General features: G+C 57.1%; 24 protein-coding genes. 8 read left to right on the top strand and 16 right to left on the bottom strand.

Annotated elements, in window-relative coordinates; translation table 11 throughout:
- Positions 1-121: 121 nt before the first annotated feature.
- Positions 122-637 carry an Hcp family type VI secretion system effector gene (locus tag HB680_RS26540; RefSeq protein WP_033058787.1) on the bottom strand — a complete coding sequence of 172 codons (516 nt, stop codon included), beginning with the start codon at positions 635-637 and terminating at the stop codon, positions 122-124.
- A gap of 476 nt (positions 638-1,113) precedes the next feature.
- Positions 1,114-1,965, bottom strand: a complete 852-nt coding sequence (locus HB680_RS26535; RefSeq protein WP_213941367.1) for a helix-turn-helix transcriptional regulator — start codon at positions 1,963-1,965, stop codon at positions 1,114-1,116.
- Positions 1,966-2,063: 98 nt separating this feature from the next.
- Here HB680_RS26535 and HB680_RS26530 point away from each other — a divergent pair, with 98 nt between their 5' ends.
- A complete protein-coding gene (locus HB680_RS26530) occupies positions 2,064-2,951 on the top strand; it encodes an SDR family oxidoreductase (protein ID WP_213941366.1) in 888 nt (295 codons plus the stop codon).
- A 31-nt stretch (positions 2,952-2,982) separates the two neighbouring features.
- Positions 2,983-3,150: a hypothetical protein gene (locus HB680_RS26525; protein WP_213941415.1), complete on the top strand. Its 168-nt coding sequence runs from the start codon at positions 2,983-2,985 to the stop codon at positions 3,148-3,150.
- A 39-nt stretch (positions 3,151-3,189) separates the two neighbouring features.
- Here HB680_RS26525 and HB680_RS26520 read toward each other — a convergent pair whose 3' ends face one another.
- On the bottom strand, positions 3,190-3,591 hold the full coding sequence (locus HB680_RS26520; protein ID WP_213941365.1) for a hypothetical protein: 402 nt from the start codon (positions 3,589-3,591) through the stop codon (positions 3,190-3,192).
- A gap of 122 nt (positions 3,592-3,713) precedes the next feature.
- The gene (locus tag HB680_RS26515) at positions 3,714-4,613 is read right to left on the bottom strand and encodes an AraC family transcriptional regulator (RefSeq protein ID WP_213941364.1); all 900 of its coding nucleotides are present in this window, start codon (positions 4,611-4,613) and stop codon (positions 3,714-3,716) included.
- 100 nt (positions 4,614-4,713) lie between these two features.
- Between HB680_RS26515 and HB680_RS26510 the strand changes: the two genes are divergently transcribed.
- The gene (locus HB680_RS26510; protein ID WP_213941363.1) at positions 4,714-5,460 is read left to right on the top strand and encodes an SDR family oxidoreductase; all 747 of its coding nucleotides are present in this window, start codon (positions 4,714-4,716) and stop codon (positions 5,458-5,460) included.
- Here HB680_RS26510 and HB680_RS26505 read toward each other — a convergent pair.
- Positions 5,446-6,423 carry a DMT family transporter gene (locus tag HB680_RS26505; protein ID WP_213941362.1) on the bottom strand — a complete coding sequence of 326 codons (978 nt, stop codon included), beginning with the start codon at positions 6,421-6,423 and terminating at the stop codon, positions 5,446-5,448. The two genes, HB680_RS26510 and HB680_RS26505, sit on opposite strands and share 15 nt — an antisense overlap.
- Positions 6,424-6,515: 92 nt before the next feature.
- On the opposite strand from HB680_RS26505, the gene HB680_RS26500 reads away from it, so the two are divergent.
- Positions 6,516-7,424, top strand: coding sequence for a LysR substrate-binding domain-containing protein (locus HB680_RS26500; RefSeq protein ID WP_213941361.1), 909 nt, complete (start codon positions 6,516-6,518; stop codon positions 7,422-7,424).
- Positions 7,425-7,733: 309 nt separating this feature from the next.
- On the opposite strand, the gene HB680_RS26495 is transcribed toward HB680_RS26500, so the two are convergent.
- The 5 genes from HB680_RS26495 to HB680_RS26475 form a co-directional block, all read right to left on the bottom strand.
- Positions 7,734-8,162: an ester cyclase gene (locus HB680_RS26495; protein WP_256735630.1), complete on the bottom strand. Its 429-nt coding sequence runs from the start codon at positions 8,160-8,162 to the stop codon at positions 7,734-7,736.
- A 32-nt stretch (positions 8,163-8,194) separates the two neighbouring features.
- Positions 8,195-8,611 carry a nuclear transport factor 2 family protein gene (locus HB680_RS26490; RefSeq protein ID WP_213941360.1) on the bottom strand — a complete coding sequence of 139 codons (417 nt, stop codon included), beginning with the start codon at positions 8,609-8,611 and terminating at the stop codon, positions 8,195-8,197.
- 81 nt (positions 8,612-8,692) lie between these two features.
- Entirely contained in the window at positions 8,693-9,313 is a 621-nt protein-coding gene (locus HB680_RS26485; protein ID WP_213941359.1) for an NAD(P)-binding domain-containing protein, read from the bottom strand.
- A 67-nt stretch (positions 9,314-9,380) separates the two neighbouring features.
- Positions 9,381-10,319, bottom strand: coding sequence for an SDR family oxidoreductase (locus HB680_RS26480; RefSeq protein ID WP_213941358.1), 939 nt, complete (start codon positions 10,317-10,319; stop codon positions 9,381-9,383).
- Positions 10,320-10,371: 52 nt separating this feature from the next.
- Complete coding sequence (locus HB680_RS26475) at positions 10,372-10,515, bottom strand: hypothetical protein (protein WP_256735629.1); 144 nt, start codon at positions 10,513-10,515, stop codon at positions 10,372-10,374.
- A 125-nt stretch (positions 10,516-10,640) separates the two neighbouring features.
- Between HB680_RS26475 and HB680_RS26470 the strand changes: the two genes are divergently transcribed.
- On the top strand, positions 10,641-11,093 hold the full coding sequence (locus HB680_RS26470) for a helix-turn-helix domain-containing protein (RefSeq protein ID WP_213941357.1): 453 nt from the start codon (positions 10,641-10,643) through the stop codon (positions 11,091-11,093).
- Positions 11,094-11,189: 96 nt separating this feature from the next.
- Here the strand turns inward: HB680_RS26470 and HB680_RS26465 are convergent, their stop codons facing one another.
- Both HB680_RS26465 and HB680_RS26460 read right to left on the bottom strand, forming a co-directional pair.
- The gene (locus tag HB680_RS26465; protein ID WP_213941356.1) at positions 11,190-11,789 is read right to left on the bottom strand and encodes an NADPH-dependent F420 reductase; all 600 of its coding nucleotides are present in this window, start codon (positions 11,787-11,789) and stop codon (positions 11,190-11,192) included.
- 73 nt (positions 11,790-11,862) lie between these two features.
- A complete protein-coding gene (locus tag HB680_RS26460; RefSeq protein WP_213941355.1) occupies positions 11,863-12,597 on the bottom strand; it encodes an SDR family oxidoreductase in 735 nt (244 codons plus the stop codon).
- Positions 12,598-12,710: 113 nt separating this feature from the next.
- Here HB680_RS26460 and HB680_RS26455 point away from each other — a divergent pair, with 113 nt between their 5' ends.
- Positions 12,711-13,073 carry a helix-turn-helix domain-containing protein gene (locus HB680_RS26455; protein ID WP_213941354.1) on the top strand — a complete coding sequence of 121 codons (363 nt, stop codon included), beginning with the start codon at positions 12,711-12,713 and terminating at the stop codon, positions 13,071-13,073.
- Here the strand turns inward: HB680_RS26455 and HB680_RS26450 are convergent.
- Positions 13,070-13,591 (bottom strand): hypothetical protein, encoded by a 522-nt coding sequence (locus HB680_RS26450; RefSeq protein WP_213941353.1) that lies wholly within the window; start codon positions 13,589-13,591, stop codon positions 13,070-13,072. The two genes, HB680_RS26455 and HB680_RS26450, sit on opposite strands and share 4 nt — an antisense overlap.
- Before the next feature lie 123 nt (positions 13,592-13,714).
- Between HB680_RS26450 and HB680_RS26445 the strand changes: the two genes are divergently transcribed.
- Positions 13,715-14,617 (top strand): AraC family transcriptional regulator, encoded by a 903-nt coding sequence (locus HB680_RS26445; RefSeq protein WP_213941352.1) that lies wholly within the window; start codon positions 13,715-13,717, stop codon positions 14,615-14,617.
- A 16-nt stretch (positions 14,618-14,633) separates the two neighbouring features.
- Here the strand turns inward: HB680_RS26445 and HB680_RS26440 are convergent, their stop codons facing one another.
- Positions 14,634-16,493, bottom strand: coding sequence for an ABC transporter ATP-binding protein (locus tag HB680_RS26440; RefSeq protein ID WP_213941351.1), 1,860 nt, complete (start codon positions 16,491-16,493; stop codon positions 14,634-14,636).
- Positions 16,494-17,075: 582 nt separating this feature from the next.
- The gene (locus tag HB680_RS26435; RefSeq protein ID WP_213941350.1) at positions 17,076-17,363 is read right to left on the bottom strand and encodes a hypothetical protein; all 288 of its coding nucleotides are present in this window, start codon (positions 17,361-17,363) and stop codon (positions 17,076-17,078) included.
- 649 nt (positions 17,364-18,012) lie between these two features.
- Between HB680_RS26435 and HB680_RS26430 the strand changes: the two genes are divergently transcribed.
- Complete coding sequence (locus tag HB680_RS26430; RefSeq protein WP_213941349.1) at positions 18,013-20,031, top strand: AAA family ATPase; 2,019 nt, start codon at positions 18,013-18,015, stop codon at positions 20,029-20,031.
- Positions 20,032-20,177: 146 nt separating this feature from the next.
- Here the strand turns inward: HB680_RS26430 and HB680_RS26425 are convergent, their stop codons facing one another.
- The gene (locus HB680_RS26425) at positions 20,178-21,353 is read right to left on the bottom strand and encodes a XylR family transcriptional regulator (protein ID WP_213941348.1); all 1,176 of its coding nucleotides are present in this window, start codon (positions 21,351-21,353) and stop codon (positions 20,178-20,180) included.
- Positions 21,354-21,523 lie beyond the last annotated feature (170 nt).

The raw sequence follows: 21,523 nt of genomic DNA, 5'->3' as shown, positions 1-21,523 counted from the left end.
CCGTGTTCCTCATGCGCTGTTACGGCAGGCGTCAACCAGCGACGACTGCAAAAAATGCTTTAAGGGGACAAACCGCCCCGACCCGCAGCGCGGACCGAGGCGGTACAGCAGTCGACCTGAATCAGGCGACCGGCAGACGCCAGTCATCGGAACCCGAAGTACCGGAGACTTCGTGGGTCCAGGTGATTTTGCGGTAGGTGAACTGCACTTCTTCCAGGTGCGTGAAGTGCGAGTTCGACGGGTCCTGGCAGTTGTGCATTTTGTTGTTGATGGCGACGATGATCGCGTCTTCCAGTTTGGTGGTGTAGTAGTGCTCTTGGGTGCCTTGAGCCGAAGTGCGGTACCACTGGATCACGATTTCGCTCATGCGCTCGCCGGAGGTCAGCGCCGCTTGCAGCAGTGGCGAAGCCTTGTCGTAGACCTTGGTGATCACAACTGGCTTGTGAACGCGCTGACCGGTGGGTTGGCCGGACTGCGGGTCACGCGGGATGATCACGTCGTGGCTGAACGCCTGAACCATGACTTGGTCTTCGTGACCTTCTTGATACGTGTTGCCAACCGAGTCGGCGGTGAACGCGCCGGCAGTGATCAGACCTTGTTTTTCGCCAGTGACGGACATGTAGGCAGGTGTTGCCATGGGGGTGCTCTCCTTGCTTGAAAGACAGGACCGGACGGCGTGATTGCCTGTCCAGGTGTCGAAGGAGATATCAAAAGTTGTGCCAGCCCTCGGTGAGCCATTAGGCATCAAGGGTTTGCGGCCGATGCGTAGGATTTTTTCGAGTTTGACCGTAGGAAAAGGCGTCAAAGTGCGCAAGAAGTTGCGCAAGAAGTTGCGCAGTACTGTGCAACTTCTTGCGCACTTGGCTGTAGGCCTTTAACGGCGGGGCTTGCAGCGATTTTTAAGCCTGATTTCGCCAACTAACTGCGCAACTTCTTGCGCACATCCAAAATTCTCATCTTCCAAAATTCAAGCGGTTGTCGATAGGCAAAATCATGACGACTTACGGTCAGTAGCTGCCCTTTTGGGCTGTCAGCCATTGGCCCAGGAGCAGCCGTTTGCAAAATCCCCAAAGCTAAACGGGTGATGCTTTCCCCTGCCCTGCTCACACCCCATCAGCTCAACGCAACACTTCCCAATGCCAAATGCCTTTCCACAATCGCCCGCACGCGATCGGCATCAACGCTCGTAACCGGGTTGTAGACGATCATCGATAGATCCGGGCGACCGTCCACTGCGAAGCCGGAGTATTCCAGTTCGATAACGCCATGGGTTGCATGCCGCAGACGCTTGGTTCCTTCACCCTGTAGACGAACGTCATTGTCACGCCACAATGCCGAGAAATCCGGGCTCAGGCTGCATAGTTCATCGGCGAGTTTGATCACTTCAGAGGCCGCTCCGGCGCGGGTAGTCTCGGCCCGAAAAGAAGCGACGATGAAACGCGCGACCGCCTGCCAATCGTCTTGCCTGGCCCGGGCGCCGGGGTTGCAAAACATCAGGCGCAGGATGTTGCGCTGCTCCACTGGCAGCAGACTGTAGTCAGTAAACACTGCCGCCGCAGCGCTGTTCCAGGCCAGCACATCCCAAGTGGCGGTTTTAATAAAAGCGGGGCTGAGTTCGAGGGTATCCAGAATTCGTTGCAAGCGCGGCGTCACGCCCTCTGGCGCGCAGTAGACAACTTCGGGGGGATGACCAAAGGCGAGCATGAACAAGTGCTCGCGCTCCGGCTCGGTCATCAACAGGCTTTGAGCAATTCGGTTCAACACCTGCACGGAGGGTGCGCCACCGCGTCCTTGCTCCAGCCACGTGTACCAGGTCGCGCTGATGTTCGCCCGGTGCGCAACCTCCTCTCGACGCAATCCCGGAGTGCGTCGACGGGCGCCGGAATAACCAAAACTGGCGGGGTCCAGGCGCGCCCGGCAATCCTTCAAATACGTTCCCAACAGATGAGCAGACTGGCTTGCCATGATGATCCTGTTAGTTTTTATACCCTGATAACGTCACACCTTTAACTGGATAAACGTTACGCGCACTCTCCTGACTTCCGCAAAGAGAGATTTCAGACATGCGCGTATTTCTTACCGGTTCAACAGGCTTTATTGGTGCCCAGGTCGCCCGCGAATTGCTCAACGCAGGTCACCAGGTGTTGGGGCTGACGCGCTCAGACGCGGGTGCTCGGGAGTTGCTGGCGATGGGTGCCGAGCCCCACCACGGCAATATCGAAGACCTCGCCAGCCTCCAGCGCGGTGCCGAAGCGTGCGATGCCGTCATCCACACAGCGTTCGATCACGACTTTTCACACTTCGTCGCTAACTGTCAGAAGGACTCACGTGCTATTTCGGCCTTGGGTTCAGCGCTGGAAGGTTCTGAGCGCCCGTTGATCATCACGTCCGGCACGCCGATGGGCTCGCCATCACCAGGACAGCCCGCCGATGAGGATCACTTTGACCCGGAGCATCCCCACCCTCGGATCGCATCGGAATTGGCTGGGGAGGCGCTATTACAACGCGGGGTCAACGTGGTGGTGATGCGGCTTTCACAAATCCACAATCCGCACAAACAAGGTCTGGTCACCGAGGTCATCAAGCAGGCACGGGAAAAGGGAGTTTCAGCCTATATCGATGAAGGCCTTAATCAATGGTCCGCCGCTCACGTTGCGGATACTGCGCACTTGTATCGCCTGGCGCTGGAAAAGCACCAACCAGGCGCTCGTTACCACGCCACTGCCGAATCCAGCCTCTCTTTTCGCCTGATTGCTGAAACAATCGGCGAAGGTCTGGGCGTGCCTACAGTGGCGGTGCCAGCGGATGAAGCGATGGCGACTTTCGGTTGGCTATCGAGCTTTGTGGGGAAGGACATGTCGAGCATGAGCACGAAGACACAAACACGGTTGGGTTGGCAGCCAAACGGGCCAGGTTTGATTGACGACCTCAGAAGCTATTTCACCCGATAGCGCCCGAGCACTGGAACCCAAGCGTTGCATTATGGGCGCGCCCTTCAACCCGGCACAGATCATGAATTTCAGCTTGTGCTGGCGCGCCAATGAATACCTTTCATTGGCGAATAAACGGTTTATTGAGTTTGCTCAGAAGGCTGGTTTTTTTAACAACCAAGACGCGCATCCCACTCGCAAAAAGAAGCCCGGCGGATAAGGCCGGGCTTTCGCCGAGTACTGCGGTCAAACCATGCATTCAGGCGGCACGGCGTTCAATCAGACGGTCTGCACCACTTTCGGCAACCTGGTTGCCTTTCAGATGATCCGAACCATCAGAGGCAACAGAATCGCTGAACAGCGGATCGGTTTCAGTTGCGGCAACGGCGTCGCTGAACAGCGGATCAGTCTCATTAGCGGCAACAGCGTCGCTGAACAATGGGTCAGTATTATTAGTGGCAACGGCGTCGCTGAATAAACGATCCGAGGTTTCCGCAACAGTGCGTTTTTCCAGCAGGCGATCAGCGCCACCTTCGGCGACACGATTCTGTATCAGATGATCCGAGCCGCCTTCAGCAACGACAGGTTGGGCAGAAGACGCGGCAAAAGCATTCAGTGCGAAGATCGAGAACGCGATGCCGAGAATAGTTTGGCGTTTCATGAGTGTGTGCTCCGGTGTGCAGTGGTTGGGTATGGAGCCGATCTTACGCCGCGGTTTCGATAAGAGAACTTCATTGAATCAATGGTTGCTATTGATAGGCTTAATGATGCCGTCAAACCCTTCTATGACGCGCGTCTGGCGTAGTGGCTGGGCGGGACGCCGACGTGACGGGTGAACGCTGTGCTGAATGCACTGGCCGAACGATAGCCCACACGGTCGGCAATCTCGGTCATCCCCTGCTGGGTGCGTCGCAACAAATCCTTGGCCACGGCCATCCGCCACGTCAGCAAGTATTCCATCGGCGCCTGGCCCAAGGTGTCCGTGAAACGCTTGAAAAAGGCTGAACGGGACAGCGAAGCGATGGCTGCCATTTGCACGACGGTCCACGGCTGAGCCAGGTCGCCGTGCACTTCCCGCAGGGCTTTGGACAGACGCGGATCTGCCAATCCGCGCAACAAGCCGAGGGGGGTCTGCTCATCGGATATCGCGCGCAGCGCTTCGATCAGCAACACCTCCACCAACCGCGTGAGGATGAACTCACGCCCCGCTTCCTGTGCCATCGATTCCTCACGCACCAGCCGAACCAACGTTGCCAGACGCTCGACGCCGCGCACATGCACGCGCGCTGGCAGCATCGCCACCAACAGGGAAGCGTCGGGTGATTCGAAATCAAAATGGCCGCCCAGCAAGCGTACATCGACGGGGCCGTCGGGATTGCCGTGGCGCAATTCGTCGACCTGGGTGGTGCCGTAAACGGGAACCATCGTGACCGGTTCTACCGCATCGAACCCCGAGAGCGTGAACGCTGGAGTCTTCGGCAACAACAGGAAATCGCCTGCCTGCAGGATCAGTTCAGGTTGTCCGTCGATGGCCAGGCGACAACTACCCTCCAGCACCGCGCAGAAACTCGGCAGGCCAAACTCGGCATAACGCACGCCCCAGCGCCCGGCACCGCTGATGCCTTTGGAGAACACGGCGCGCGGTTTGAGCAGCGCAACAACGTCGGAAAGTGGATCACTCATTTTTGGACTAACGCCAACGTAATAAGGACTTTTGATTATAGATCATCCAAACCATCAGAACTATCCTGTGATCAACCCACCACGCTCTGGAAACATGCCAATGAAAACAGTTTTGATCACCGGTTGCTCCTCAGGCTACGGCCTTGAAACGGCGCGCCACTTCCATGCCCAAGGCTGGAACGTCGTCGCCACCATGCGTAAACCCGATGAAGCGTTGCTGCCCGGCTCGGAACGCCTGAAAATCCTGGCACTCGATGTGACGTGCGCGCAGAGCATCGCCGCTGTCATGCAAGCCAGCGGACCGATTGACGTCCTCGTCAATAATGCGGGCATTGGCCTGTTCGGTGCGTTCGAGGCCACACCCATGGCAGCGGCGCGGGAGGTGTTTGAAACCAACACATTCGGCGTCATGGCGATGACCCAGGCGGTGATTCCACAGATGCGCGCGCGTCGTTCAGGAGCAGTGATCAACGTCACCAGCAGCGCGACCCTGGCCTCGATGCCCATGGTCGCGGTTTACACCGCCAGCAAACAGGCCATCGAAGGGTTTACCGGATCACTCGCCCTGGAATTGGCCACCTTCAACATCAGCGCCAAACTCGTAGAGCCGGGCTACGCCCCCACCACACGCTTCGGTGACAATGCCGGCGACCGAATGGCCGGGATGATTCCCGAAGCCTACGCCGACTTTGCACAGCGTATTTTCGCGTCTCTGGGCAACGCCCACTACACCACCGAAATCGACGTGGCCGAAGCCGTATGGCAAGCCGCGAACGATACAACCGGGCGCCTGCACTTTCCCGCTGGCGCGGATGCGGTGGCGTTGGCGGCGCTAAAGCGTCATTGATGCCGCCGCGCTCGGAGAGTGATCGATCGAAGTCAGAATGATACGAACAGCCATGACCACACCCACGAGAACCGCAGCAAGACCCGCGGCTTCCAAAAGTGTCGGCAGCCGCCCCTGAAAAAACAATCCGAGCACTGTCGCGAACAGCGATTCCAGTGAAATCAATTGCCCGGAAAGCACCATGGGCAGGCGACGCGACGCTGAGTTCCACGCCCAGGCCCCGACGAATGAGGACATCACCGCTATCACCAGACCCCAGAGATACAGACCGCCGGCCACGGAAACACTGAACCCCAGGGTTATCAGCTTGAGCAGGCCGAGCGCCTGGACAACCGGTAACAAGCACAAGGTGCCTATTCCAGCGCCGGCCATCATGAGGCCGGTCCAGATACCTGACGCATTGGCCGGGAGTTTCTCAAGGGCCCTCTGGTTGAGCACGCTGAACGCGAGCCACAACACCACGGCGCCGACGGAAAAAATCAGCCCGATCAGCCACGATCCTTGAGCCGCAACGGGTTGATGGAGACTGCTGATGTTTGTCAGCAAAAGCCCACTCGTCAAAAATGTCAGCGGTACCGTGAGCCTGCGCCATGGAAGGGTTTTGTTGGTGGCGTTGCTGAGCAGCGCCAGCAACACCGGCACCATGCCGATAAATGCGGGAGTCAGCACCGGACCGCCAAACATAACGCCGCCGGCAATGCAGGTGCTGTACCCGAGGTATCCGGTCATGCCGAGACCGGCGGCGAGAAACCGCTGGTTGCGATGCAGGCACCGTAGCTGCGCGCGACAGACCACCATGACCACCCCACCCAGCGCACCCGCGATCAGAAATCGGACCACCATCAAGTCATAGATGCTGTAGGCGCCAGTGACGTAGGGGGCGATGAAGTTCAGCGCCCAGCTCAGGGTCGCGACCACGGCAAGGGCCACGCCGGCGAGGATGTTTGAGTGAGCAAGGGTCATCAGACATATCCATGAGGTGTTCAGCGCATGTTGCACAGCACCGAGGGTGTGCTACAAACGAGTTCTCGGTCCTGGATGCATAACCTCTCATTATGAATACGCTCGGGAAGTCATTGCCGCCGCTTGCCAGTTTGCTGCCCTTTGAAGCGGCGGCCCGACTGGAAAGCTTTTCGAAGGCGGCCGAGGAATTACACATCACTCAAGCAGCGATCAGCCGGCAGATCCGTGGGCTTGAGGAAAATCTCGGGCTGAAGCTTTTCTGCCGCCGCAACCGCGCCGTCTTCCTGACCCAGGAAGGACGCGAACTAGGGCGCGTGGTGAGCACCGCGCTGCAAAGTATCAGCGACAGCGCCGTCACCCTTCGCGAATCACCCCGCAAAAACCGTGTCGTTTTACTGTGCCAGTTGTGCGAAGCGTTCTATTGGTTGATGCCGCGCCTTTCAACGTTTCACCAACTGCACCCGGAAATCGAAATCCAGGTCGCGACAACTACCCGGCCGCTGACTGAATTCAATGACCATTTCGACGTCGCCTTACAAAGCACCGGACGCCCCAGCGGCGTGCATGTCCTGGCGTTCACCGCCGCCGATGAGGTGTTCCCCGTGTGCAGCCCGCATTACCTGACGGCCCGACAGCCACTGCGGATTACCGATCTTCGCCGCCACACGCTCCTGCACCATCACGCCACGCCACCGCACCTGATGGAATGGGACACATGGCTGCAAACCTTTGGGCAGACATTAGAGGGCTATCCGAAAGGCTCCGTGTTTGACAGCTACCCCTTGATGCTCCAGGCCGCCGTCGAGGGGCACGGAATCGCCATGGGCTGGCGCCGAACCGCCGGGAGGTTGATTGATAGCGGCGCGTTGGTGCGACCTTGTGTTGAGAGCGTTCCTTTACCTGAAGCGATATCGGTTTTCAGGCGCCATGGCGCGGAAGATCGGGTTGAGGTGGGTGCGTTGATTGAGTGGCTTACGGAGCAATTGCGGGGTGAAAACTGAACGCTTCGAGCCCCCGACCGATGACGCTGGGGTACGATCGTTCTGCTGCGTAGCCCAACGGGAGCAAGCGCCCTCGCCACAAGATCAAGATCAAGATCGCAGCCTTCGGCAGCTCCTACAGGGTGTACGCCATTCTTTTGCAGGAGCTGCCGAAGGCTGCGATGTTTTTAGCGGCGATCACCGATGCCTGGCAATTAACGTCTCTTTGGCTGCCGGCGCTGCGAGCGCTATCCATAGGCTGTGCGCGAAAAAAATTCGCTGCCTCTATGATTTTAAGGAAGAGCTTGATGCAGTCCCCAACGCCGCTCATCAGGAGCTGGCAAGGCCAAGTTGCTGCTGCATGACGGAAGCCGCGTTGTAGCAATTAAAGGATATGACCTTGCCACCCTCAAGGTGAAAAACGTCACAGCACGGAACATCTATTACCTTGCCGGTTGGAGCGACAGTGCCTGAGGCCAGTGTCAGTTCACCTTTATGCGTCCCCCGAATGGAGAGCTCGACGACGACTACATCCCCCGCGACATAGAGGTTAAATAGCTCGCGGTGAACATCAGGAAATGCACTTGCGAATGCGTCGATAGCGTCGCCGATAGCCTGCCCATGTAATTTCAATCCGGTAGGAATGTCGCGCATATATCCTTCTTCCGAGAAGAAAGAGACAAACTTCGCGATGTCCTTCCCGCTGCCCTCTCCAGCGGCATACAGTTCTCTGATAATTTCTTTATTGTTAAGCATCATCAATCCTCATTTTTTCAAGTGGGCTCAATGGATCAGGGCAAGGAGCTCGCGTCCATCTCGCAGGCCCGCGCCAGTGCTTGCGTATCGATATACTCCCGGATGTGCGTCAGCTTTCCATTTCGCACAGTAATGGCGAAGACCCAATCGTCCTCCCACCTCCTGTTCGTGGCTTTCATTCTCCCTCTGGCGAAGCCGACGACCAGAACCCGGTCTCCCTGCGCTACGAATTCGTGGAACTCCATGACTGATGTTTCCATCTTTTCGGAAGCCTTCTGAAGCAGATCTGCCAATCCCGCGTGCCCGCGGTACGTGCCAGCCAGCGGCCAGTCCTCGCCCGGAATGATCCATTCAATACCTTCGCAAGTCAGCGCCAGGAGATCTCGCGTATCGCTGCCGCCCATTGCTGTAAAGAAGTCCTTAACAACCTGGACATTTTTTGGTGCGTTCATCGAAATCTCTCCGCTTCTGAGCGCATCCGCTCTCTTCAGATACCTTGTGGACCTGCCGGTGAGGGGCGTGGTGTCGGCGATTCAGCCGATATCGACGTTCAAGGCGATGTTCCACGTGCCGGCGCCATTTTTCGCCAGGCCGATCATCATCAGACCGAGCGCCTCGAGCGTCTGGGCCATGTGCAAGCCGCCGACATCCAGCGGACGCAGCCCGAGACTCTTGATGAACGTCGAGACGCGCGCCTTGGCCTCAGGATCGTCGGCGGCGATGAACGCGTCGAGGAGGCCTCCCTTGGCAAGGACGTGACCGAAGAGGGTGTTGAATGCCTTCACGACATGCGCGCTGGCGGGGGCGATCCTGGCGATCTCCTGCGCACCCGAACTGCCGGCGGGAGAGACAAGGCCAGTAAGGTCCGGAGAGGCCGTGTTGGTGATGTCGATGATCACCTTGCCGTCGAGTGCGTTCCCATAGTCGGCCAACACCGACGCCGCACCGGTGTACGGCACGGCGAGGATGACGATGTCGCCGGCCGGTGCGGCCCCATAGGTGCCTGTGGTCGCGCCGGCTGCGAGCTTGTCGACCAGCGTCTGCGCCTTGGCGGGGTCGCGGCTGATCACCTCAACGGTGTGTCCAGCGTTGGCGGTACGACCGGCGATCGCAGCGGCCATGCCGCCTGAACCGATGATGCTGATAGTGCTCATGTGCAGTCTCCTGGTGAAATTGCTGTCCGCCGGGCCAGTTGCGACCCGGCTACCTACTCAACTCAAATCAGTCGACAGGGAAGTAATGGCCGTTGTCCATATCCTCGAGCAAGCCGGGTTGGGCAGGCTCCCAACCGAGGGTCTGGCGGGTGATGAGGTTGGACGCCGGGAGGTCCAGCGTGACCAGATTCGCGAGGAAGCCAAAGTAGCCCGGCAGCATCAGTACGTCCGCAGGAATGCTCACGGCCGGCACGCTCAGACGGCTGCCAATGGCCTCGGCGATGGTACGGAACGGGATGCCCTCACTCTCGACCCCATGCCAATATTTGCCTGCCTCGCTCTTCTCCAGCGCCAGGCGAAACAAGATGGCAAGGTCACGGGCGTGAACGGCCGGCCACAGGTTCGCGCCTTCTCCCGGGTAACCGATGACGCCCTTTTCCTTCGCCAGCCCAATCAACAATGGCAGGAAGGCGACGTCGGTCGTGCTGTGCGCAATCGTAGGAATCCGCACGATCGACGACCGCACGCCCCGCTCCGCGAGGCCGATGACGGCGAGCTCGACGGCGTTACGAACCCGCAGCGTCCCCTTGTACGCATCGCCGCCGGGAAGTGACGGGTCTTCCTCCGTAGCTGGCCGGCCCAGCTTTTCCCACCCGGGCGCGCCGATGCTCCCCGACACGACCAGCGGCTTGCCGCTTCCAGCCAGCGCCTCGCCGTACGCGAGCATGATCTGGAGTTCCGCAGCGGCCACGGCGTCGATCCCGCCAGAGGGCAGCAGATCTTGCCTGTGCGCGACGTGGATGACGCCGTCGAACGCCGCCGCTGCTGCCTTGAGCCCTTCAAGGTCGGAAATATCCCCGTGACGCACCTTGGCGCCGAGTGCGGACAGTGCAGCCGCGGACTTGTCCGACCGCGCCAGGCCGGTGACCTCGTGGCCGGCAGCGATGAGCTCGGGGATGATGTACGAACCGATATGGCCGGTTCCGCCGGTGACTAAAACGTGCATGTGACTGCTCCATGTGCGTGATGTGATGCGAGACGGGGTGATACGGGAACGCTCAGCCGAGATGGCTAACGCCGAGTGAGAAGTCGGTGCGCTGGACGGAGTGGGCGATAAGGCCCAGCGACAGCAGGCAGACGTGCTCCAGCGTTCGCGCCATGAGCAACGGTCCGGTGTCCAGCGGGCGCAGTCCGAGGGTCATTCCAAAGCTGCTGGTGATCCGGCGAACTCATTCAACGTGCGATCCATGCTGGTCTCTTCACTTGCAAAAAGCAAGTGATCTATTGAGTTTTACTTGCGACATGCAAGCGATGCTAAGATCCCGCCATGAAGACAACTCTTAAAGAAGACTTTCGGTCCCATTGCGCGGTGAACTACGGCGTGGAGATTTTCGGCGACCGGTGGTCGCTCTTGATCATTCGCGACATCGTTTTTGTGGGGAAGAAGACGTATGGCGATTTCCTGAAATCGGAAGAGCGAATCGCGACCAATGTGCTTGCCTCCCGACTGGCCTTTCTTGAGGATCAAGGCGTTCTCTCAAAGGCACCCAGCCCCGACGACAGGCGCAAGGACTTCTACACGTTGACCGAGAAGGGCCTGGACCTCATTCCCATCGTGATCAACATTGTGCTCTGGAGCGCGAAGCATGATTCGAAGTCGTACGTGCGGCGCCACGAGGATTTGGTTGCTCGATTCAGTCAAAACCCCATGCAGGCGAGCGAGGAAGTGAAGGCGCTGGTCCGCAATGGCGGGTGCATCTTTCCTGAGAGCGGGGGATGAACAGGGCGGCGAACGCCGCCCTGTGTATCGGCGAGGACCTCAAGCCGTCCTTTTCCACGAGGCAGCCTCGCATCAACATCGGCGATCACTGATCCATCAGTCGAACTTGACCAAGTCCTTGAAGATCAGCGGACCCCAGCTATTTCCGCGCGCCTGAACAAGCAGCCCACCTTCCGAAAGCCCACCCAGTTTGATCGGCGAGAAACCGAGATTTTCCGCAAGCGTACCAATCTCTGCTGCGGCGTCCTCATCGTCGCTCGCCAGGAACACGACTCTCCTGCCACCCTGTATGGCCGGGTCCTGGTCAAGGACGCCAGCGACCAAATGGTTGAAGCCCTTGACCAGTCTTGCACCCGTGAAGGCCTGCGCAATGGCTTTGGAAGAAGGCTGCCCTCCCAGTTCCTCAGGGGGCACGCCGTAGGCATTGGTCACATCGACGATGGTTTTGCCCTTCCACGTCGGCAACGCCTTCGCGACATCCTGGTGAGACTCAAAACGGACAGCCAAAAAGACGATGTCCGCCGTGAGCGCTTCCGTCAGTTTTTCAGGAATGATCGTGGGTCCGATCGCGGCCGCTTCGGCTGCAAAACTTTGCGGGTCGCGCGTGGTTGCGACGGATACTTCGAGGCCTTTGCGGGCAAACGCCTTCGCAAGTGCCTGGCCGAGTTTGCCGAAGCCGATAATGGCGTAGCTCATAATATTCTCCATTGGTTTACCACACCCTGCGGGCTCCGAAGATGGAATGGAGTGACCGCCCGGGCGCAGCGAATCAGATTTGCGCCAGGCCACCGTCGACGGCGACTTCGCTGGCGGTCATGAAGCTGCTGTCCTGCGACGCGAGAAACGCGGCTGCCGCTCCGATCTCCGCCGGATCGGCCATGCGCTGGAGCGGATTCATCGCCGCGAAGACCTTCATGCCTTCTTCGCCTAAAGCTGCCTTTGCGAGTTCGGTCGCCGTCGGTCCGGGCGACAGCACGTTGACCCGGATGCCGGTGCCCTTCAGGTCCTCCGCCCAGGTCCGCGCGAGGTTGCGCACGGCCGCCTTGCTTGCGCTGTAGACGCTGAATGCCGGGGCGCCCGTGGTGCCAGCGCTCGATCCGGTCAGGATGATCGAACCGCCCTGCCCCATCAGCGGCAACGCCTTCTGGACCGTGAAGATCAAGCCTTTCACGTTGGTGTCGAAGGTGTCGTCAATGTGCTCGGCGGTGATCTTGCCGAGCGGGAGCTGGCTTCCCGCCCCGGCATTGGCGAAGACAATATCGAGGGTTCCGCGCTCGGCTTTCACCGCCGCGTAGAGCCGGTCAAGGTCGGCCTCATCGGAAACCGAGCCCTTCACCGCGCGGGCATTCGGCCCGAGTTCCGCCACAGCGGCATCGAGCGCTTCCTGGCGGCGGCCGAAGATGAAGACAAAGGCGCCCTCCTCAATGAAGCGTTTTGCTGCGGCGAGGCCGATGCCGGTAGCGCCGCCAGTGATCACGGCGGTCTTTCCATTCAGTCTGGTCATGTTGTGCATCCTTCGTTGGCGTTGTACCCAAGCAGGAAATTGCTTGCTTGAGAACGAGGATGCAGCTCAGGTAACCTAAGGACAAGTATGCACCTTTAGGTAAGTATCAAAATATGACGACGACTTCTGAAATCTGCGACACCGGTTGCGGGCTCAACGCCACGCTGCGCATCATCTCGGGCAAGTGGAAACCGCTGGTCTTGTTTTTCCTGCGCGACGGCCCGAAACGCTACGGCGAGCTCAAGCGTTTGATCCCCGGCGTCAGCGACAAAGTGCTGATCCAGCAATTGAAGGATCTGGAAGCCGATCAAGTGCTGGCACGGACCGACTACAGAGAAGTACCCCCGCGCGTGGACTACACGCTGACTCCGCTCGGTCGTAGTCTGGCTGAAGCAATCATCCCGCTGTGCACCTGGGGAACCGAGAACGCGGCGGCAATGGCAAGCATCTTCGCCAAGCGCGACGCGTTGGCCTAGCGAGATGCTGACGAACCACTGAGTGGGACGGTTTTGCGCAAGCGCGCGCCGTCTTTTCGCAGCGCGAACACCTGAGCCGCTACGCCAACCACGAGCGCAAGAGCGATGAAACCCAGCGCGCCTTTGAGCAATGGCGAATTCGGGTCGGTGACGATGGGGTGTCCATCGGGGACTCGACGCAACGTCTCCGAGACAGTCGGGACCATCAGCAAGAACGCGGTCAAGCTCAGAAAGATGGTTTCAAAGTACACCCCTGCCCGGCCCAGCCAGGCAACGAAACCGACTCCGTAACCGGCGAGCAACAGCACGATCGTGACCGCGCCGATCACAGGGCTGATCGGTTGATGGGCCACCAGAAACACAGTCAAGCCGCCGATCAGCATCGAAACGAAATAGGCAATACCCGCCCGCGACCGTGGCACGATGTGCCCGTGCTTGATGAACATGTAGGCGGCCAAGGGTATGGCGGGCAAGCTTCCGAGGGTGTGTACCCAGCCAAGGGCAGAGATCCCGAACATTCGACTATTCCTTCTTTGATTGGATGATGTACATAACGCAGCGACGCTGTTGCGTTGCCGATCAACCGCGTGAAAGCGCTATGATTCCGGGATTCAGACTATTGAAGGCGTGGTCGGACTGACATGACGGATCTACTCGAAGACTTGACCATTCGTCCAGAGATGCAGTTAGAGGGGCTGGCCACCGGGGATCTGCTCTCGCAGGTATTGGCGCAGATTCGTCTGACCGGGGACCGCGTCTACTCCACCACGCAGGCTTTGGGTCAACGGTTGGAACTGGACGAAAAAAGCTCGCACATCTGCGTCCTGCAACAGGGACAGCTGCACATCGAAGGCGCTGACGGGCAGGTCCAAACGATCGAACAGGGCGACATCCTGCTGCTGCCCCACGACCCATCAACGCTGAGCATCACCGTCTCCGAGGGGCCTGCGGCGCTCGTCATCTGTCGATTCTGGTTCGATGCCAGCAGCTTCCAGGCCATGCTGTTCGCCTTGCCGTGGCTGATCCACATCAAGCAAGCCGAAGCCGCCGCGTGGGCAGAGGGTATCCTGCATTTCATGCTCATCGAGGCCAATGACACGCAACCTGGAGGCGCGCTGATGATTTCGCGCCTGATTGACCTCACCGTCATTCGCATCCTGCGAACCTGGGTTCAACACGGCATGGCCTCAGGCTGGCTCGGGGGCTTGTCCGACGAGCGCATCGCCCGAACCCTCAGAGCCATCCATGAAAAGCCCGGGCAACAATGGCGCATCGATGCACTCGCCACGATCGCCGGCATGTCACGCTCAAGCTTCTGCGATCGGTTCAGCGCGCTGGTGGGACGCTCTCCGCTGCGTTACCAGAATGAATGGCGACTGACCCTGGCAAAAACGATGCTGGCCAGGCACAACAGCCGCATCGGCGAGGTGGGATTCGCGATTGGCTACGAGTCCGAGGCTTCTTTCAGCCGCGCCTACAAGGCGTATTTCGGACGCTCGCCACGGGACGACAACAGCCAGGGCGGAGTTGAAGAGCAGGTTTAAGTCAGACGCGGCACCCTCACAGCTGATCCACAGCCTCGAACACGCCCTTATCCTCCCCGAGGAACCCGCCGCTTTGATGCTGCCACAGCCGCGCATACACGCCGTTCTTCCCAAGCAATTCGGTGTGGGTGCCCTGTTCGATGATGCGTCCGTCATCCATGACAATGAGCCGGTCCATGGCCGCAATCGTGGACAGCCGATGGGCGATGGCGATCACGGTCTTGCCCTGCATCATTTCATCGAGGCTTTCCTGAATGGCCACTTCGACTTCCGAGTCCAGCGCGCTGGTGGCCTCGTCGAGCAGCAGGATCGGGGCGTTCTTGAGCATCACCCGGGCAATCGCGACCCGTTGGCGCTGGCCGCCCGACAGCTTGATGCCACGCTCACCCACCAGAGTGTCGTAGCCGGTATGGCCTTGTCGGTCGCTCAGTTGGCTGATGAACTCATCGGCCTGGGCATTCGCCGCGGCGCGGCGGATTTGCGCGTCGGTCGCATCGGGACGGCCGTAAGCGATGTTGTCGCGAATGGAACGGTGCAGCAGGGAGGTATCCTGCGTGACCATGCCGATGGCGCCGCGCAGGCTGTCTTGCGTCACGTGTGCGATGTTTTGGCCGTCGATGCGAATCACCCCACTGTCGACGTCATAGAAGCGCAGCAGCAGGTTGATCAGCGTTGACTTGCCGGCGCCGGAGCGGCCCACCAGGCCGATCTTTTCGCCCGGACGAATGCTCAGGCTCAGGCCATCGAGCACCTGGCGTTCGCCGTTGTAGTTGAAGCTCACCTTATCGAAGGTGACCGCGCCGCCGGAGGTCACCAGTACGCCCGCATCGGGCGCATCCTGAACCTTGGCGCCCTGGGTCAGCGTCGCCATGCCATCCTGTACAGTGCCGATGCTCTCGAACAACGAAGTCATTTGCCACATGATCCAGTGCGACATGCCATTGATCCGCAACGCCATGGCAGTGATCGCGGCCACGGCACCTGCGCCGACCTCGCCTTGGTGCCATAGCCACAGGGCATAACCACCGGCGGCCATGATCAACGCCACCACCAAAGCCTGGTTGACGATTTCGAACAGGCTGACCAGGCGCATCTGGCGAAAGCCGGTTTGCTTGAAATCCTCCATCGCCGCACGCGCGAAGTGTGCTTCACGATTGGAGTGGGAGAACAGCTTCACCGTCGTGATGTTGGTGTAGGCGTCCGAGATACGCCCGGTCATCATCGACCGCGCATTGGCCTGCTCCTGCCCGACTTTCCCCAGGCGGGGCACGAAGTACAACATGGCCAGGCCGAACAACACGACCCAGGCAACGAAAGGTAGCATCAGTTTCAGCGCGAAGCCGCCGGCCAGTGCAATGATCGCGATGAAATACACGCCGATCCCGGGCAAGATCTCGATCAGGGTGAACAGCACGTCGCGCACGGCCAGTGCCGTCTGCATGACCTTGGTCGTGACCCGGCCGGAAAACTCATCGGAAAAAAACGAAAGGCTTTGCCGCAGCATCAGGCGATGGAAATCCCAGCGCAGCCTCAACGGCAGGTTAATCGCCAAGATCTGGTGCTGCACCATCGTGCGCAACGCCACCAGCCCGACGCTGGCCACCATGACAATGCCCATGCCCCACAACACGCGACTTTCCTGCGCTGCCGCTTCACCGCCGGCCTGCCAGGTGGAGAGCAGGTCCACGACCTGCCCGAGGAAGGAAAACAGCCAGGCTTCGTAAATCGACACAGCGGCACTGAGCAGCGCCAGCGCCAGGATGTAACCGCGAGCGCCCCGGGTGCAGGCCCACAGGAAGCGAGCCAGGCCGTTGGGTGGCGGTGGTACCTCGTCAGGAGGGAAAGGGTCGAGTCTTCGTTCAAACGCACGAAGCATGGTGGTCTCCAAAACGATCAAGTTGAGGAGATTCTGCCATTGATCGGTTGCGTTGAGGGTTTTGCGAGGTTGGATCGCTTGTGAGCAGCATGGATCAACTTCATCAAAACCCTAACGAACTCAAGGCCTCGAGGAAACGCAACATCGCTGGTTTTTCAGCGGGTCGTTCGCCGATGCAACACACTTGCGGGTCGCCTAGAGAGCACCAGACTGAAACGGGGTCGCCCACCTGCAACCCGTATGAGGCTTTATTGAGAGTTTCAGTTGACCAGGCGTCAACAGTCTCATTGAGAGACGTTTGAAAGCGCTTCCCATTGACGCTATAGCTGAAGCTCATGAACCGCGCCCCGATCCACGGCGCGTCACTCCCGACAAAGGTTACGTAACCTCGTACAACTTGCCCCACAGGTCCGTGCACAGCGCTCATAGATCATTTCCTGAGGGATGAACTCTTCAGGAATCATAGCAAGGGTTTAAAAAAGCGGTTTAATGCACTCTGGGCTGGAAGCGGTCGGTCGTACTAGCCTGTTCTCGACATATAGCTGCCATCCGCAAACGCTTAGAGATAAGTTGAATCGCCTATCAGGCGCTGACCTGGTCGAATAGCCTTTGCAGAAATACATCGCCCGCTACACAGTCTGAAAGCAAGTAATGCCCAGACCAATTGTCCCAGCCAGCCGATAGGGTGAACTCAGCACACTGGAAATTTTGGTGGATTTGTTCACTCATGCCCATGACGGATGAACCCACCCGTTTGAACCCTCGAAGCTTGATCAGCTCTTCAGCTATCGATAGCCAACCGGCGTCTGACAACTCGTTGAAATCAAGTGCCAGATGACCATTAGCTGCCTTATGGAGAGTTGGGTTCATTCGTTTCTGTCCAAGGTTTGGCACGAAGAGGATGCGCAAGCGGGGGTTGAAAACGGACCCAGGATACACATCAGTTATAAGCTACTGTTTCGCCAACAGAGTGCTCTCGGGCCGCCTCTGGCCGTTCCAAGTCGATCGCGACAGACAGCAATCGGCCAATAGCGGACTATCACCACAGTCTACTTTCGAATCCATAACAGCCCTAAAATGTCCAAACTCACAGATCTGAACCGATCTGAGGACCTGGAAAGGACTTCCCTTTTTCACATCAATTGTGGCCAAATTGGGGCCTTTGACAAACAATCAGTCAACTGACTGACTTACAGTTCGCTACAACGACCCTTTTTAGTGGAGACGGTCCAGGATTTTAGACCTTAATCGCTCTGCAACTGCTAATTACTACTCACCAACTGACGTCAAGCCGCCTGATTAACAGCCACTTGTCAACCAAGGTCGACTGTTTAAAAGTCATTCCGGTCTGCGTTTCTCCCCTTTTCGAATCTGTCGACAGCATGCTCATCCAGCTACGTTTTTGTGTAGACGGTGTATTGTCATTTTGATTAACCTACGCCAAAGAAAAAATCCGCTTGGCGTCGTAGATTTCGTCATTCGCGGGCAGATCAACTCAAATTTACGACAAGGATGAAGCATGAGACTTGTATCAGCTAAAGTTGGTCCATTCCGCTCCATTAACGAGCCTCAGGAAACCATAATCGACCCGGAAGTAACAGTATTAGTCGGAATGAACGAAGCCGGAAAAACTGTATTTCTCAAAGGACTTCACAAAGCAAAAGATGTATTAAATAAAGAAAAATTCAATATCATCGATGACTATCCGAGAAAAGACTTCACTACATATAAGCGTCGCCATGAAGAATCTCCAGAAACGGCGGTATCACTGACCTACGAACTTACAGATAGTCAGGTCGCCAATTTAAATTCAACCTTAAATACAAATATCAACAAAGGTTTCAAATTTGTCGTCCATCATCTATATGACAACAATAGAACTATTAGTATAGACATTCCTGACAAGCCTGCGCTCGAAAAAATGGCGATAACTCCTGATCTAAGCAGCGAGGTTAAGAGCGTTCTTAGCAACTCCAATGGAATTAGAGTCGCTTTATCCAACCTACAATCGATAAGTGATTTGAACGACGCTGATCAGTTAATTATTGACTCACTCAAAGTCAGAGTAGAAAAAGCGGATAAAAGTAAAGGTTGGGACCAAATCTGTGCTTATGAAGCATGGAAAAAATTAAATGAATCAATTCCCGGTTTCCTGTACTTCAGCGACTACGATCTGCTTCCAGGAAAGCTCAACTTAAAGGATTTAAAAAATCGAATTCAAGCCGCAAAAAGCGACCCGACGAACGCGCATAAACAAGTAGAACCCAAGCATCAGGCCGTATTGGCATTGCTGAGAATGGCTGACGTTGAGCTAGATGATTTCAGTAATGGAACAACTACCTATGAAGACTTGAAATCGCAAATTGAGGCTGTCTCAATAAGTTTAACTGATCAGGTTTTGGAGTTTTGGAAACAAAACGAAAACCTTGAAGTCGAAATTGACATTCGAGCTGATGCAGCTGATGCGGCGCCGTTCAATGACGGTCCAAACTTGTACCTTCGAATTAAGAACAGACGCCATCGCGGGGTATCCACTCCTTTCGATCAGCGTAGCAGGGGATTTATATGGTTTTTCAGCTTTTTAGTTTGGTTTGACAGCGTTCAGCATCAGATAGGCAGTGCAGGGACTAAAGATGAGCAAAATTTAATTTTACTGTTGGATGAGCCTGCCTTAGCCCTTCATGCGTTAGCTCAGACTGATTTCCTTACTTATATCGATCATCTTGCCACCAATCACCAAGTCATATATACAACTCACTCACCATTCATGGTTAACTCTGACCGCCTCCATCAAGTTAGAGCTGTAGAGGACAAGGAAAAAATAGGCACTGTGATTTCAGAGAATCTTTCCGGGTCCGACTCAAAGACCATTTTTCCTCTCCAAGCAGCTCTCGGCTGGAACATCGCGCAAAATTTATTTATCGCCAAGCAAAATCTTTTAGTTGAAGGTGTCTCAGAATTATCCATCCTTCAGGCCATGTCAAAAATAGTGGAAGACAATGGCGGGATTGGACTTCTTGATAACGTCTCAATTGTCCCAGTCGGCGGACTAAGCAATGTTGCGACTTTTGTATCCTTATTAGGAGGAAATGGCTTGAGCTTTGCCGTTCTCCATGACTACAGTGGTAAGCCTGATCAAAAGCTAGATTCAATGATTCAGCAGAAACTTCTAAATAAAAAATCTGTTTTCAACTTTTCTCAGTTCAGAGATCTTTCTGCAATTGGGGTAAACGGCTGCGCTTCGGATGTCGAGGACCTGTTGGAGCCCTCGACATACCTCGAATACTTTAATAAAGTTTTTGCAAAGGAGCTTAATGGAGTAACTATTACTGAAGCGGAGCTGGCATCTGGAGAGCGAATCGTTTTGCAGCTTGAAAAGTATCTAATCACTAACAAAATCAAAATTCGTCCGTCAGGTGGCTACAATCATTACGCCGTAGCAGCTGCGTTCTCGACGACCCCTCCGAGCAACGTATCTGTTCAAACTACTCAACGGTTCGCCGCGCTCTTCAAAGCTCTTAACTCATCATTAAAATAGTTGAGTTTTCATCCCCCTAAACCGGATCCTAAGCGAACATTTTCAGATGACCGCTTAGGGTCGAAAACGGTCGCTCGTGAACGGTTGCTTCCGGCGGAAACCAACCTTCGCCCCCCACAACAATCAACCAATCCCACCCCGCATCACTACCTGGCACCCTGCTGATACTCCCGAGGCGTACACCCAAACTCACGACGGAACACCGTATGCAGATATTGCGCAGATTTGAAACCACAAGTCCGGGCTACGTCCGCTATCGCGGTGTCAGTATTTTCCAGCCCGCTGGTAGCCGCCGCGAGTTTGAAACGCAGAATCTCATCGTGAACGCTGCAACCACGCACCGTGCGAAAGTGCGACTCCAGTGACGAACGCGACACACCGACATAAGCCGCCACCTGCGCCGTTTTGATGCCCTGGCAGGCATATTGGCGGATAAACAGCAGCGCTTGCATGACGTATGGGTTGCCCAACGGTTGGTGCAAACTCGACACCTGCACGTTGATTGCATCAGGCGGAATCAGGATGTGCGTGCCCGTGGACGGCATGCCGTGCAGCATCTGGTGGAGTAATAGCGCAGCGGTGCGGCCCATGGTTTCGGTGCCCTGGATGACCGAACTCAGTGGGACCCGGGTCAGGCTGCGTGTCAGGGGGTCGTTGTCGATACCGATCAACGCCACTTGCTCCGGTACGGCGATTCCGGCGGTCAGGCAGGCTTGCAGCAACTGCCGGGCGCGGGCGTCACTGACGGCGATGATACCGATGGGCTTGGGCAGGCTTTGCAGCCACGCGATCAGTTGTTCGACGGCGCTGTCCCAGAGCGGAGCGCTGGTGCCCATGCCGCGATAGACCTCGGCGTGCAAGCCGTCACGTCGCATCAGTCGTCGAAAGGATTTTTCCCGCTCCTGAGCCCAACGATTGGCCTGCGCTTCAGGCAGGCTGAAGCAGGCAAAACGTTGCAGCCCCGCCTCGATCAAGTGCGCGTAAGCCAGGGTGATCAGTGCGTTATTGTCGGTGGCGACGTACGGAATCCCCTTCGGATAGGCCCGCTCATCCAGGTAAGAACCACCCACCGCCACCACGGGCAATTTGATGTCGGCCAGCGCCTCGCCAATCAGTGGATCGTCGAAGTCGGCAATGATCCCGTCACCTTGCCAGCGCTCGATCCCTTTCAACCGGCAGAGAAAATCCTCTTCCAGGAACAGGTCCCAGGACGCGCGGGTGCTGCTCAGGTAGTTGCCGATGCCGCTGATGATGCCACGGTCATAGATTTTGCTGCCGTTGAACAACAGGGCGATGCGGTGAACAGGCGGGACGGTTTTCATTGTTTTCAGGCTTGTTCGAGGGCCCCTTCTCACGGAGGCGGTTTGCACAGACTAGGCGCGCGGACGACGAATCTCAATACGCAAAATCGCACCCTGTGTTGGTGATTTTCATAATCAGCAGGCGTGGGGCCGTTGCTAGTATCGAGACACCGCCAAGAACAACAAGGACA

The organism is Pseudomonas sp. dw_612, from assembly GCF_018449725.1.
GTDB lineage: Bacteria > Pseudomonadota > Gammaproteobacteria > Pseudomonadales > Pseudomonadaceae > Aquipseudomonas.
Note: the sequence above shows the minus strand (reverse complement) of the source record. Positions and strands in the feature narration are given on the sequence as shown.

Coding starts and splice junctions, on each gene's coding strand:
- HB680_RS26540 (WP_033058787.1), bottom strand. CDS start 637: ATGGCAACACCTGCCTACATGTCCGTCACTGGCGAAAAACAAGGTCTG.
- HB680_RS26535 (WP_213941367.1), bottom strand. CDS start 1,965: ATGGCAAGCCAGTCTGCTCATCTGTTGGGAACGTATTTGAAGGATTGC.
- HB680_RS26530 (WP_213941366.1), top strand. CDS start 2,064: ATGCGCGTATTTCTTACCGGTTCAACAGGCTTTATTGGTGCCCAGGTC.
- HB680_RS26525 (WP_213941415.1), top strand. CDS start 2,983: ATGGGCGCGCCCTTCAACCCGGCACAGATCATGAATTTCAGCTTGTGC.
- HB680_RS26520 (WP_213941365.1), bottom strand. CDS start 3,591: ATGAAACGCCAAACTATTCTCGGCATCGCGTTCTCGATCTTCGCACTG.
- HB680_RS26515 (WP_213941364.1), bottom strand. CDS start 4,613: ATGAGTGATCCACTTTCCGACGTTGTTGCGCTGCTCAAACCGCGCGCC.
- HB680_RS26510 (WP_213941363.1), top strand. CDS start 4,714: ATGAAAACAGTTTTGATCACCGGTTGCTCCTCAGGCTACGGCCTTGAA.
- HB680_RS26505 (WP_213941362.1), bottom strand. CDS start 6,423: ATGACCCTTGCTCACTCAAACATCCTCGCCGGCGTGGCCCTTGCCGTG.
- HB680_RS26500 (WP_213941361.1), top strand. CDS start 6,516: ATGAATACGCTCGGGAAGTCATTGCCGCCGCTTGCCAGTTTGCTGCCC.
- HB680_RS26495 (WP_256735630.1), bottom strand. CDS start 8,162: ATGATGCTTAACAATAAAGAAATTATCAGAGAACTGTATGCCGCTGGA.
- HB680_RS26490 (WP_213941360.1), bottom strand. CDS start 8,611: ATGAACGCACCAAAAAATGTCCAGGTTGTTAAGGACTTCTTTACAGCA.
- HB680_RS26485 (WP_213941359.1), bottom strand. CDS start 9,313: ATGAGCACTATCAGCATCATCGGTTCAGGCGGCATGGCCGCTGCGATC.
- HB680_RS26480 (WP_213941358.1), bottom strand. CDS start 10,319: ATGCACGTTTTAGTCACCGGCGGAACCGGCCATATCGGTTCGTACATC.
- HB680_RS26475 (WP_256735629.1), bottom strand. CDS start 10,515: ATGACCCTCGGACTGCGCCCGCTGGACACCGGACCGTTGCTCATGGCG.
- HB680_RS26470 (WP_213941357.1), top strand. CDS start 10,641: ATGAAGACAACTCTTAAAGAAGACTTTCGGTCCCATTGCGCGGTGAAC.
- HB680_RS26465 (WP_213941356.1), bottom strand. CDS start 11,789: ATGAGCTACGCCATTATCGGCTTCGGCAAACTCGGCCAGGCACTTGCG.
- HB680_RS26460 (WP_213941355.1), bottom strand. CDS start 12,597: ATGACCAGACTGAATGGAAAGACCGCCGTGATCACTGGCGGCGCTACC.
- HB680_RS26455 (WP_213941354.1), top strand. CDS start 12,711: ATGACGACGACTTCTGAAATCTGCGACACCGGTTGCGGGCTCAACGCC.
- HB680_RS26450 (WP_213941353.1), bottom strand. CDS start 13,591: ATGTTCGGGATCTCTGCCCTTGGCTGGGTACACACCCTCGGAAGCTTG.
- HB680_RS26445 (WP_213941352.1), top strand. CDS start 13,715: ATGACGGATCTACTCGAAGACTTGACCATTCGTCCAGAGATGCAGTTA.
- HB680_RS26440 (WP_213941351.1), bottom strand. CDS start 16,493: ATGCTTCGTGCGTTTGAACGAAGACTCGACCCTTTCCCTCCTGACGAG.
- HB680_RS26435 (WP_213941350.1), bottom strand. CDS start 17,363: ATGAACCCAACTCTCCATAAGGCAGCTAATGGTCATCTGGCACTTGAT.
- HB680_RS26430 (WP_213941349.1), top strand. CDS start 18,013: ATGAGACTTGTATCAGCTAAAGTTGGTCCATTCCGCTCCATTAACGAG.
- HB680_RS26425 (WP_213941348.1), bottom strand. CDS start 21,353: ATGAAAACCGTCCCGCCTGTTCACCGCATCGCCCTGTTGTTCAACGGC.